At 65.5% G+C, this 13,584-nt stretch carries 6 protein-coding genes; all 6 read left to right on the forward strand.

The window, feature by feature from the left end; genetic code table 11:
- Positions 1-2 precede the first annotated feature (2 nt).
- The 6 genes from speB (at position 3) to ABD678_RS02605 (ending at position 13,535) form a co-directional block, all read left to right on the forward strand.
- The gene (gene speB / locus ABD678_RS02580) at positions 3-1,019 is read left to right on the forward strand and encodes an agmatinase (protein ID WP_344753364.1); all 1,017 of its coding nucleotides are present in this window, start codon (positions 3-5) and stop codon (positions 1,017-1,019) included.
- 223 nt (positions 1,020-1,242) lie between these two features.
- Complete coding sequence (rpoB, locus tag ABD678_RS02585) at positions 1,243-4,749, forward strand: DNA-directed RNA polymerase subunit beta (protein WP_344753366.1); 3,507 nt, start codon at positions 1,243-1,245, stop codon at positions 4,747-4,749.
- A gap of 47 nt (positions 4,750-4,796) precedes the next feature.
- Positions 4,797-8,675, forward strand: coding sequence for a DNA-directed RNA polymerase subunit beta' (locus tag ABD678_RS02590; protein WP_344753368.1), 3,879 nt, complete (start codon positions 4,797-4,799; stop codon positions 8,673-8,675).
- Between the two features lie 319 nt (positions 8,676-8,994).
- Positions 8,995-10,626, forward strand: a complete 1,632-nt coding sequence (locus ABD678_RS02595; protein ID WP_344753370.1) for a GspE/PulE family protein — start codon at positions 8,995-8,997, stop codon at positions 10,624-10,626.
- Between the two features lie 445 nt (positions 10,627-11,071).
- Positions 11,072-12,304 (forward strand): type IV pilus twitching motility protein PilT, encoded by a 1,233-nt coding sequence (locus tag ABD678_RS02600; protein WP_344753372.1) that lies wholly within the window; start codon positions 11,072-11,074, stop codon positions 12,302-12,304.
- A 1-nt stretch (position 12,305) separates the two neighbouring features.
- On the forward strand, positions 12,306-13,535 hold the full coding sequence (locus tag ABD678_RS02605; protein WP_344753374.1) for a type II secretion system F family protein: 1,230 nt from the start codon (positions 12,306-12,308) through the stop codon (positions 13,533-13,535).
- Positions 13,536-13,584: the final 49 nt, after the last annotated feature.

Below are 13,584 nucleotides of genomic sequence, written 5' to 3' on the forward strand. Positions count from 1 at the left end.
CCATGAGCACCGGATCGCAGAAACCCGGACCGAAGCGCGACCTCCCGCCCGGCCTGCGCGCCCAGCTCGACGCATCCTCCTTCCAGGGTCCGGCGACCTTCGGCATGCGGCCTCTCCTGACCGAGCCCGAGCAGCTCGATGAGTGGCAGCCGGATGTCGCGATCGTCGGCGCCCCCTGGGATGACAACACGACCAACCGGCCCGGCGCCCGCTTCGGCCCGAGGGCGATGAGGGCGAACGCCTACGACCCCGGCACCTACCACCTCGACCTTCAGGTCGAGATGTTCGACCACCTCGAGGTCGTCGACTACGGCGACGCCATCATGAGCCACGGTATGTGGGAGCCGTCGAAGGAGGCCATCCACCAGCGGGTGGCCGAGATCGCGAGCCGGGGGATCATCCCGATCATCCTGGGCGGCGACCACTCGATCACCTGGCCCGCCGCGACCGCCGTCGCCGAGCACCACGGCTTCGGCAAGGTGGGCATGATCCACTTCGACGCCCACGCCGACACGGCGGAGCACATCGACGGAAACCTCGCGAGCCACGGCTCCCCCATGCGTCGGCTCATCGAGTCCGGTGCGATCCCGGGCCACAACTTCATCCAGGTCGGCCTGCGCGGGTACTGGCCCGGCGAGGAGGACCAGAAGTGGATGCGCGACAACGGTCTTCGCCACCACCCCATGCAGGAGATCTGGGAGCGGGGCGCAAAGGAGGTCATGAAGGATGTCGTGGCCGAGGCACTCGACGGCACCGACGCGATCTACCTCTCTATTGACATCGACGTGCTCGACCCCGGCTTCGCACCGGCCACGGGGACGCCGGCGCCGGGGGGCTTCGCCCCCATCGACCTGCTGCGCATCGTGCGTCAGATCGTGCTCGACACGAACGTCGTGGCGATGGATGTCATGGAGGTAGCCCCCGCCTACGACCACGCGGACATCACGATCAACAACGCGCACGGCCTCATCTGGGAGGCGCTCGCCGCGATGGCTTACCGCAGAAAGAACGGGTTATAGCGCAGAATCCGGATTCGGTCAAGAATTAAGTAGACAGATTCGGCTTTCCGACCTATAGTTGTTCTTTGCGCTCCCAGATAATCTCTGCCTTCATATTGCGGTCGGCTGCGCATGTCCGGACACCACGGTCCAGGGCATAACCCTATGGGGTTCTGGCGAGTCGTGAAGCCCACATATCACCGACTGTAACCGGCCTTTTAGCGAGGCCCCGGAGGTTATTTCCTTGGCTGCTGCGCGCAACGCATCCACCTCGAATTCATCCAAGAAGCCCCTCAAGAACGGTCGCTCGGCAGAGCGTCTCTCGTTCGCGAAGATCACCGACACCCTGACGGTTCCCGATCTGCTCGCACTGCAGACCGAGAGCTTCGACTGGCTCGTCGGCAATGAGCTGTGGGTCCAGCGCGCCGCGGAGGCGAAAGCCGCCGGACGCCAGGACCTGCCCGCCCTTACCGGCCTCGAGGAGATCTTCGAGGAGATCTCCCCCATCGAGGACCTCGGCGAGACGATGCAGCTCTCCTTCACGAACCCGTTCCTCGAGGAGAAGAAGTACACGATCGACGAGTGCAAGGAGAAGGGCAAGACCTACTCCGCCCCGCTCTACGTCGAGGCCGAGTTCATGAACCACCTCACTGGTGAGATCAAGACCCAGACCGTGTTCATGGGCGACTTCCCGCTCATGACCCCGAAGGGCACCTTCGTCATCAACGGCACGGAGCGCGTCGTCGTCTCCCAGCTGGTCCGCTCCCCCGGGGTCTACTTCGACCGCGCCCAGGAGAAGACCTCGGACAAGGACATCTACTCCGCCCGCATCATCCCGAGCCGTGGCGCATGGCTCGAGTTCGAGATCGACAAGCGCGACCAGGTCGGCGTGCGCATCGACCGCAAGCGCAAGCAGTCGGTGACCGTCTTCCTCAAGGCGCTCGGCATGACGAGCGAGGACATCCTCGAGGCCTTCAAGGGCTACGCCTCGATCGAGGCCACTCTCGAGAAGGACACCATCCTCACCAAGGAGGAGGCGCTCAAGGACATCTACCGCAAGCTTCGTCCGGGCGAGCAGGTCGCCGCCGAGGCTGCCCGTGCGCTGCTCGACAACTTCTACTTCAACCCGAAGCGCTACGACCTTGCGAAGGTCGGTCGTTACAAGATCAACCGCAAGCTCGGGATCGAGGCCCCGCTGTCGAACTCGGTGCTCAGCCAGGACGACATCATCGCGACGATCAAGTACCTCGTCGCGCTCCACGAGGAGCAGAAGACGATCCAGGGCACCCGTGACGGCAAGAAGGTGGACATCCGCCTCGACGTCGACGACATCGACCACTTCGGCAACCGCCGCATCCGCGCGGTCGGCGAGCTCATCCAGAACCAGGTGCGCACCGGTCTCTCCCGCATGGAGCGCGTCGTGCGCGAGCGGATGACGACCCAGGACATCGAGGCGATCACGCCCCAGACGCTCATCAACGTGCGTCCGGTCGTCGCGGCGATCAAGGAGTTCTTCGGAACCTCCCAGCTCTCGCAGTTCATGGACCAGAACAACCCGCTCGCGGGCCTGACCCACAAGCGCCGTCTGTCGGCGCTCGGCCCCGGCGGCCTCTCCCGCGAGCGCGCCGGCGTCGAGGTCCGCGACGTGCACCCGAGCCACTACGGCCGCATGTGCCCGATCGAGACCCCTGAAGGCCCGAACATCGGCCTCATCGGCTCGCTCGCATCCTTCGCGCGCATCAACTCGTTCGGGTTCATCGAGACCCCGTACCGCCGCGTCGTCAAGGGCAAGGTCACCGACACGATGGACTACCTGACCGCCTCCGAGGAGGACGAGTTCGTCGTCGCCCAGGCCAACGCGCCGCTCACGGGCGACTCGCACTTCGCCGAGGACCGCGTCCTCGCCCGCTCGAAGGGCGGGGAGGTCGACCTGTTCCCGGTCGAGGAGATCGGCTACATGGATGTCTCCCCGCGCCAGATGGTGTCGGTCGCTACCTCCCTCATCCCGTTCCTCGAGCACGACGACGCGAACCGCGCCCTCATGGGTGCGAACATGCAGCGCCAGGCCGTCCCGCTCCTGATGAGCGAGAGCCCGCTCGTCGGGACCGGCATGGAGGGCTACGCCGCGGTCGACGCGGGTGACGTCCTCACCGCCGACAAGCCGGGCGTCGTCTCCGAGGTCTCGGCGGATGTCATCACGGTCCAGCTCGACGCGGGCGGCACCCAGGACTACTACCTCCGCAAGTTCGACCGCTCCAACCAGGGCACGAGCTACAACCACCGGGTCGTCGTCAACGCGGGTGACCGCGTCGAGGCCGGCGAGGTCCTCGCCGACGGCCCCGCCACGGAGAACGGCGAGCTCGCGCTCGGCAAGAACCTTCTCGTCGCGTTCATGCCGTGGGAGGGGCACAACTTCGAGGACGCCATCATCCTCAGCCAGAACCTGGTGAAGGATGACGTGCTCAGCTCGATCCACATCGAGGAGTACGAGGTCGACGCCCGCGACACCAAGCTCGGCAAGGAGGAGATCACCCGTGACCTCCCCAACGTGAGCCCGGAGCTGCTGGCCGACCTCGACGAGCGCGGCATCATCCGCATCGGCGCCGAGGTCCGCCCCGGCGACATCCTCGTCGGCAAGGTCACGCCGAAGGGCGAGACCGAGCTCTCCGCCGAGGAGCGACTGCTCCGCGCGATCTTCAACGAGAAGAGCCGCGAGGTCCGTGACACGAGCCTCAAGGTGCCTCACGGTGAAGAGGGAACGATCATCGGCGTCAAGGTGTTCGACGCGACCGACGGCGACGACGAGCTCGGCTCGGGCGTCAACCAGCGCGTGGTCGTGTTCATCGCCCAGAAGCGCAAGATCACCGAGGGCGACAAGCTCGCGGGCCGTCACGGCAACAAGGGCGTCATCGCGAAGATCCTGCCCGTCGAGGACATGCCGTTCCTCGCGGACGGCACCCCGGTCGACGTGATCCTGAACCCGCTCGGCATCCCCGGCCGGATGAACTTCGGCCAGGTGCTCGAGACGCACCTCGGCTGGGTCGCCAAGCAGGGCTGGGAGGTCGAGGGCAAGCCCAAGTGGGCCGCTCGTCTTCCCGAGGCCGCGCACAAGGCAGCCCCCGGCACGAAGGTCGCCACCCCGGTGTTCGACGGCGCGCTCGAGGCGGAGATCGAGGGACTCCTCGACTCGACGCTTCCCACCCGTGACGGTGAGCGCCTCATCGACTCGACCGGCAAGACGCGCCTGTTCGACGGCCGCAGCGGCGAGCCGTTCCCGGAGCCGATCTCGGTCGGGTACATGTACATCCTCAAGCTGCACCACCTTGTCGACGACAAGATCCATGCACGCTCGACGGGCCCGTACTCGATGATCACGCAGCAGCCGCTCGGCGGTAAGGCTCAGTTCGGCGGCCAGCGGTTCGGCGAGATGGAGGTGTGGGCCCTCGAGGCCTACGGTGCCGCCTACGCACTCCAGGAGCTGCTCACGATCAAGTCCGACGACATCCTCGGCCGCGTCAAGGTGTACGAGGCGATCGTCAAGGGCGAGAACATCCAGGAGCCCGGTATCCCCGAGAGCTTCAAGGTGCTCATCAAGGAGATGCAGTCGCTGTGCCTCAACGTCGAAGTGCTTTCGGCGGACGGCACGGCGGTGAGCCTCAAGGACACGGATGACGAGGTCTTCCGCGCCGCAGAGGAGCTCGGCATCAACATCTCCGCCCGGTTCGAGAACTCGTCGATCGACGAGATCTGAACCCGGCCCATCAACGAATTCGAAAATTTCAGGCACTAGGAGAGACATTGCTCGACGTCACAACGTTTGATGAGCTGCGTATCGGACTCGCAACCGCGGAGGACATCCGCAAGTGGTCGCACGGTGAGGTGAAGAAGCCGGAGACCATCAACTACCGCACGCTCAAGCCGGAGAAGGACGGCCTGTTCGGGGAGCAGATCTTCGGGCCGAGCCGCGACTGGGAGTGCTCGTGCGGCAAGTACAAGCGCGTGCGCTTCAAGGGCATCGTGTGTGAGCGCTGCGGCGTGGAGGTCACCAAGTCCTCCGTGCGTCGTGAGCGCATGGGCCACATCGAGCTCGCAGCGCCGGTCACCCACATCTGGTACTTCAAGGGTGTTCCGAGCCGCCTCGGCTACCTGCTCGACATGGCGCCGAAGGACCTCGAGAAGGTCATCTACTTCGCCGCCTACATGGTCATCTCGGTGGACGAGGAGGGTCGCCACGCCGACCTGCCCGGTCTCGAGAACGAGATCCGCCTCGAGATGAAGGAGCTGGAGAACCAGCGCGACACGCGCGTCGCCGAGCGTCTTCAGCGCCTCGAGACCGACCTCGCCGCCCTGGAGGAAGAGGGCGCGAAGTCCGACCAGAAGCGTCGCACGAAGGATGGCGCCGAGAAGGAGATGGCGCAGACCCGCAAGAGCTTCGACGAGCAGATCAACCAGCTCGAGCGCGTGTGGGACGACTTCCGCAACCTCAAGGTCGGCGACCTGAAACCGGAGGACTCGGTCTTCCACGAGCTGCAGGACCGCTACAGCATCTACTTCGAGGCATTCATGGGCGCCGAGGCGATCCAGAAGCGGCTGCAGGCGTTCGACCTGCAGGCCGAGTCGGACAGCCTCCACGATGAGATCGCCAACGGCAAGGGCCAGAAGAAGATCCGCGCGATCAAGCGCCTGCGGGTCGTCAACTCGTTCCTGCAGACCGGCAACTCGCCGGCCGCGATGGTGCTCGAGGTCGTCCCGGTCATCCCGCCGGAGCTTCGCCCGATGGTGCAGCTCGACGGTGGCCGCTTCGCGACCTCCGACCTCAACGACCTCTACCGCCGGGTGATCAACCGCAACAACCGCCTCCGCCGCCTGCTCGATCTCGGCGCCCCGGAGATCATCGTCAACAACGAGAAGCGGATGCTGCAGGAGGCCGTCGACGCCCTGTTCGACAACGGCCGCCGTGGCCGCCCCGTCACGGGCACCGGCAACCGTGCGCTCAAGTCGCTCTCCGACATGCTCAAGGGCAAGCAGGGCCGGTTCCGCCAGAACCTGCTCGGCAAGCGCGTCGACTACTCCGGCCGGTCGGTCATCGTCGTCGGTCCGCAGCTCAAGCTGCACCAGTGCGGCCTGCCCAAGCAGATGGCGCTCGAGCTGTTCAAGCCGTTCGTCATCAAGCGCCTCATCGACCTGAGCCACGCGCAGAACATCAAGAGCGCCAAGCGCATGGTCGAGCGCAGCCGTCCCCAGGTGTGGGACGTGCTGGAGGAGATCATCCGCGAGCGCCCGGTGCTGCTCAACCGTGCCCCCACCCTGCACCGCCTGGGCATCCAGGCGTTCGAGCCGCAGCTCGTCGAGGGCAAGGCCATCCAGCTCCACCCGCTCGTGTGCGCGGCGTTCAACGCCGACTTCGACGGCGACCAGATGGCGGTGCACCTGCCGCTGTCGGTCGAGGCCCAGGCGGAGGCGCGCATCCTCATGCTCGCCTCGAGCAACATCCTGAAGCCGTCGGATGGCCGCCCGGTCACCCTGCCGACCCAGGACATGATCATCGGCCTGCACCACCTGACCACCCTCAAGGAGGGTGTCGCGGGCGAGGGTCGTGCGTTCTCGAGTGTCGCTGAGGCGATCCTCGCGAAGGACCAGGGCACGCTCGACCTCAACGCGAAGGTCCGCATCCGGCTGAACGACGTCGTGTTCCCCGAGGGCGAGGCGCCTGAGGGTTACACCGGTGGCCCCGTGCTCAAGGAGACGACCCTCGGTCGCGCGCTCTTCAACGAGACGCTTCCGGCGGACTACCCATACGTGGAGGCCGTTGCCGACAAGGGCCAGATCTCGTCAATCGTCAACGACCTCGCCGAGCGCTACCCGAAGGTGGAGGTCGCTGCGACCCTCGACCGCGTCAAGGATGCCGGCTTCCACTGGGCGACCCGCTCCGGTGTGACGGTCGCGCTTTCGGATATCCTCACCCCGCCGTCGAAGCGGCAGATCATCGAGGGCTACGAGAAGCAGGCCTCGAAGGTCCAGACGCAGTTCGAGAAGGGCCTCACGACCGACGCCGAGCGTCGCCAGGAGCTCATCGAGATCTGGAACAAGGCCACGGCCGAGGTCGCCAAGGCGATGGAGGACAACCTTCCCGTCGACAACAACATCAACCGCATGGTCACCTCCGGTGCCCGTGGTAACTGGATGCAGGTCCGCCAGATCGCCGGTATGCGCGGTCTCGTGTCGAACCCGAAGGGTGAGATCATCCCGCGCCCGATCATCTCGAGCTACCGCGAGGGCCTGTCGGTCGCCGAGTACTTCATCGCGACGCACGGTGCCCGCAAGGGACTGGCCGACACGGCGCTCCGCACCGCGGACTCCGGCTACCTGACGCGTCGTCTCGTGGACGTCTCGCAGGATGTCATCATCCGTGAGGACGACTGCGGCACGACGAAGGGCCTCGACCTCATCGTCGCGGCGCCGAACGTCGACGGCGTGCTCGTCCGGGACCCGAACATCGAGAACTCGCTGTACGCGCGCAGCCTCTCCGAGGATGCGACGGATGCCAAGGGCAAGATCATCGCCCAGGCCGGCGAGGACATCGGCGACGTCATGATCGACAAGCTCATCAAGGCGGGCATCACGCACGCCAAGGTGCGCTCGGTGCTGACCTGCGAGTCGGCCGTCGGCGTATGCGCAGCCTGCTACGGGCGGTCGCTCGCGACCGGCAAGCTCGTCGACATCGGCGAGGCGGTCGGGATCATCGCCGCCCAGTCGATCGGTGAGCCGGGAACCCAGCTCACGATGCGGACCTTCCACACCGGTGGTGTGGCGAGCGCAGACGACATCACGCAGGGCCTGCCCCGCGTGACGGAGCTGTTCGAGGCGCGCACCCCGAAGGGCGCGAGCCCGATTGCGGAGGCCGCCGGTCGGATCACGATCGAGGACACCGATCGCAGCCGCAAGGTCATCCTCACGCCGGACAACGGTGACGAGCCGATCGCCTACCCGGTGCTCAAGCGCGCCACCCTCCTCGTGGAGGACGGCGAGCACGTCGAACTCGGGCAGCAGCTGCATGTCGGTGCCGTCGACCCGAAGGAGGTCCTCCGGGTCCGCGGCGTGCGCGCCGTGCAGGAGCACCTCGTCGGGGGCGTCCAGGGCGTCTACCGGTCGCAGGGCGTTCCGATCCACGACAAGCACATCGAGGTCATCGTCCGCCAGATGCTCCGCAAGGTCACCGTGGTCGACCACGGCGACACCGGACTGCTGCCGGGCGAGCTCGTCGACCGTTCGAGGTACAACGAGCTGAACCGGGCCGCGCTCACCGAGGGCCGTAAGACGGCATCCGCTCGCCAGGAGGTCATGGGTATCACCAAGGCCAGCCTCGCGACGGAGTCGTGGCTGTCGGCGGCGTCGTTCCAGGAGACCACGCGTGTTCTCACGCAGGCCGCCATGGAGGGCAAGTCCGATCCGCTCATGGGTCTCAAGGAGAACGTCATCATCGGTAAGCTCATCCCCGCCGGGACGGGCCTGCCGGTGTACCGGAACGTCTCCGTGGAGGCCACGGAGGAGGCGAAGGCCGAGCGCTACCCGAACCGCATCTTCACGGATGAGGCGACGTTCAGCGAGTCGGATCTCTCCTTCGTCGACTTCGACACCTTCAGCAGCGACGACTTCGCGCCCGGTACTTACTCCTGACCGCTGGGGGTGCGCAGCTCGGATAGTCGATCTGCGAGCGAGTTCTGAGAGCCTGGACCGGCCCGTTCTTCGGGCCGGCCCAGGCTCTCAATGCCTGAGTGGAGTCGCGGCGAAGGTCAGAAATGGCCTTCGCTCCCAGCTCCCGCGCGCGTGTACCCCCCAATAGCGGGTATGGCATGTAACGACACGCCGAGTTAGATTGGGAACTCGGCGCAGTGTTCTCGCTCCACCCGACGCGGGAGGTGCGCTGTTCGGGGGAACAACTTTAGGGAGGAGTTCCGTGGCTTCCTTGACGGAGATTCTGATTCTACGCGGCGTCATGCCGATCGAGAGTCTCGATAGCATTCCTGGCGGTTGGGGCGAGGAGGAACTCTCCGTTCGCGCCCTTGTCGAGCAGGGGGTGCTCACTGAAGCCCAAGTGGCTTCCGCGCGCGCGGCCCAGGCGGGTCTGCCGTTCGTGGAGCTGCTGGAATACCCGGTCGATCGCACTGCAGTATCTCTCGTCGCAGCTTCGCTGTGCCGTCGTCACGAAGTGTTGCCGATCGCCATGAGTGAGGACTCCCTAACTCTTGCCATGGTCGACCCTGGAAACGTCTTCGCCATTGACGATGTGCGCGCAGCGACGCGACTGCAGATCCATCTCGTCGTTGCCGAGCGCAGCGACCTGATCAGTGCGATCGACCGTTTCCACCGCGCCGACGGCGAACTCAGCGACCTCACCACCGAACTCGAGGAGGAGAGCGCCGGTACCGACCTGGCACTCGCGGGCCAACAGGAGGCGCAGCAGGATGACGCGCCCATCGTGCGTTTCGTCAACCTGCTCATCAGCCAGGCCATCCAGGACCGCGCGTCGGACATCCACATCGAGCCGGCCGAGCGCCAGCTCAACGTGCGCTACCGCATCGACGGTGTGCTGCACGAGATGCAGCAGGCGCCGAAGGCGATCCAGAACGGCGTCATCTCGCGCCTCAAGATCATGAGCGACATCGACATCGCCGAGCGCCGCAAGCCGCAGGACGGCCGCATGTCGGTGAGCCATGGCGGCCGCAAGATCGACCTCCGGGTGGCGACGCTGCCGACGGTGTGGGGCGAGAAGGTCGTCATGCGTATTCTCGACAACGCGGAGTCGACGATGTCGCTGGGCGACCTCGCGATGCTTGACGAGAACATGGCGGCGTACCGGGCGTCGTTCACGAAGCCGTACGGCATGATCCTCGTCACCGGTCCGACCGGTTCCGGCAAGTCGACGACTCTCTACACGACGCTGCACGCCGTGGCGAAGCCGGAGATCAACGTCATCACCGTCGAGGACCCGGTCGAGTACCGGATGCCCGGCATCAACCAGGTGCAGGTCAACCCGAAGGCCGGTCTCACCTTCGCGAGCGCGCTGCGCAGCATCCTGCGGTCCGACCCGGATGTCGTGCTCCTCGGTGAGATCCGCGACCACGAGACCGCGCAGATCGCCATCGAGGCCGCCCTCACCGGCCACCTCGTGCTCTCCACTCTGCACACCAACGACGCGCCGAGCGCCGTGACCCGTCTCACCGAGATGGAGATCGAGCCGTTCCTCGTCGGGTCGGCCCTCGACTGCGTGGTCGCCCAGCGCCTCGCGCGCCGGCTCTGCGACCGCTGCAAGGAGTCGTACCAGCCGAACCCGGCCGAGCTCGTGAACCTGCGGGTCGGGTTCGAGCCGAGCCAGCCGATCCCGACGCTGTTCCGCCCGGTCGGCTGCCAGACCTGCTCCGGCACCGGTTACCGGGGCCGTATCGCCGTTCATGAGGTCATGACGGTGACCGAGGAGATCGAGCGTCTCGCCGTGGATCGCGCTTCCGCCGCCGACATCGCCCGCACCGCCCGCTCGCAGGGGATGATCCCGCTGCGGATGGATGGCTGGATGAAGGCCCAGATGGGCCTCACCTCGGTGGAAGAGATTCTGAGAGTCGTCGCCTGAGTTCAGGCGGAAAGGTCCTTGGGGGTACCTGATGGGTAAGCAAGTACACGAGATTCCGGTTTTCGGCGATGATGAGAGGCTGCGTCCACGTACGCACGCCGTCCAGGCGGATCCCGCGCCGGCCGTCGCACCGCCGGTCGCTCCGACTCCGTACCAGACGGCTCCGCCACCGGCGATGCCGGGTATGCCGAACCCGCAGGTGGTGATTCCGGCGGTCGCGCAGCCGATGCCGCCCGCGCCCTCTGTCTCTGCTCCGCTGCCGCCCATGCCGCCGCCGCAGGTCGCTCCGGCCGCCGCTCCAGCTCCTGTTGTTGCTCCGGCCGCCGCAGTCCCTGCCGGGCCGCCTCCTGCTGGGCCGCCTACTGGGTCGCCCGCGATGCCACCGCCCTCGGCTGCATTCCCGCCTGTGCAGGCGCCGTCCCCCGTGGCCGCCAGCATCCCCGCCATGGCTCCGCCGACGAAGGACACCCTGCTCGAGGACATCGATCCGGAAGGGCACATCGAGACCGGATTCCAGCCGCATCCGGATGCAGACCCGGACCTCATCGCTGCGCTGCAGGAGGTCGTGCGACTCACCGCATCCGACCTGCATGTCACCTCGAATGCGCCGCCCATGCTGCGTATCGACGGCGCGCTCACGCCCGTCGAGGGTTCTGAGGTCTGGAGTCGGGACCGGGTGACGAGTGCGCTTCAGAGCATCCTGAAGCCGGCCCAGAGGGAGCTCTTCGAGAAGGAGTTGGAACTGGACTTCGCCTTCGCGGTGTCGGAGAGTGCTCGGTTCCGCGTGAACTTCTACCAGCAGCGCGATGCGGTCGGCGGGGCGTTCCGGCTCATCCCGACCGAGATCAAGCCGCTCGAGGCCCTCGGCGTGCCCGACACTGTGGCCCGCTTCGCCGAGCTCGCTCGTGGTCTCGTGCTCGTGACCGGTCCGACCGGTTCGGGCAAGTCGACGACGCTCGCCGCGCTCATCGACCTCGTGAACCGCACGCGCACCGACCACGTCGTCACCGTCGAGGATCCGATCGAGTTCATGCATGGCAACAAGCGCTCGCTCATCAACCAGCGTGAGGTCGGCAGCGACACGCACAGCTTCAGCGCGGCGCTCAAGCACGTGCTGCGGCAGGACCCCGATGTCATCCTCATCGGCGAGCTCCGCGACCTGGAGACGATCTCGGTCGCTCTCACCGCGGCGGAGACCGGCCACCTCGTCTTCGCGACGCTGCACACGCAGGATGCCGCCCAGACGATCGACCGTGTCATCGACGTGTTCCCTCCATTCCAGCAGGACCAGGTGCGCGCCCAGCTCGCCGCGACGCTCCAGGGTGTCGTCTGCCAGACGCTCGTGAAGGTGGCGAGCGGCAAGGGCCGCGTCGTGGCGACCGAGGTCATGGTGATCACCCCGGCCATCGCGAACCTCATCCGCGAGGGCAAGACCTACCAGATTCCGTCTGCTCTGCAGGCCGGACGCGAGCTCGGCATGTTCACGATGGACCAGCACCTGGCCGAGCTCGTCGACAAGGGCAAGATCACCCATGCTGCGGCGATGGAGAAGGCGCACGACGTCCAGGCGCTCAAGACGCTAATTCACCGTGCGGATTCGGGTGGTGGGATGGAGTCGAGTCGAATGGCCGATGCTGCATCCGATTTCGGCGACGACTTCTCGGCGAGGAAGTTCTGACATGGCAAGCGCATTGACCTTCGCCTACAAAGGCCGAGACACCGACGGCAAGCTCGTCAAGGGCCGCATCGACGCCATGACGGAGGGGGCGGTCGCCAACCGGCTGCGTACCATGGGTATTTCGCCATTGTCGATTCAGGAAGCTTCGGGAGGCACGGGTCTCCAGATGGAGATCAACCTCGGTTCGTTCACTTCGGCGGTCAAGCTCAAGGACCTTGCCGTCATGAGCCGGCAGATGGCAACGATGATCAGTTCCGGCCTCTCGCTGCTGCGAACCTTGACGATTCTGGCGGAGCAGACCGAGAACAAGACTCTCGCCAAGATCCTCTCCTCGGTTTCGAGGGATGTGGAGAGCGGTTCGTCGCTGTCCGACTCATTCGGGAAACACGGTACGTCATTCCCACCGATCATGATCAGCCTGGTCCGTGCTGGCGAGACCGGCGGGTTCCTTGACGAGTCGCTGAATGCGGTGGCAAAGAACTTCGAGTCAGAGGTGAAACTCAAGGCGACCATTAAGTCCGCCATGACCTACCCGGTGATCGTGCTCATCATGGCGGTTCTCGCCGTCGTGGGGATGCTGCTCTTCATCGTGCCCATCTTCAAGCAGATGTTCGAGCAGTTCGGTGGCCAACTGCCTTTGCCGACTCAAATACTCGTGTGGCTCTCCGAGATCATGGTCTGGCTCGGTCCGGCGCTGCTGGTCGTCGTAATCGTCTTCTCGGTGTGGTGGCAGAGAAACAAGCACACCGAGCGGGTGAGGAATGTCGTTGATCCCCTCAAGCTCAAGATCCCGGTTTTCGGACAGCTATTCAAGAAGATCGCGGTTGCGCGGTTCAGTCGTAACTTCGCGAGCATGATGGGCGCAGGTGTGCCGATTCTTCACGTTCTGCAGATCGTCGGTGAGACCTCAGGGAACATGGTCGTGGAACGAGCACTGCAGAAAGTTGCCGAATCCGTTCGTCAGGGCAAGTCGATCGCTGAACCACTCAGCCATGAAAAGGTGTTCCCGGCCATGGTGACCCAGATGGTCGCCGTTGGTGAGGACTCCGGTGCGCTGGAGCAGATGCTCGGGAAGATTGCGGACTTCTATGACGACGAGGTGCAGGCGGCGACGGAGCAACTCACTGCGATGATCGAGCCGCTGATGATCGCCTTCCTTGGGATCGTGGTCGGCGGCATGATCGTCTCACTGTACCTGCCGATCTTCAACATCTTCAGCTTGATCAAATAGTCGTCGTCCCTCCATTTGGGGGCACCGAAATGCTGGATGCCCCCCCTTT

Source organism: Leifsonella bigeumensis, assembly GCF_039537265.1.
GTDB classification, from domain to species: Bacteria; Actinomycetota; Actinomycetes; order Actinomycetales; family Microbacteriaceae; genus Terrimesophilobacter; species Terrimesophilobacter bigeumensis.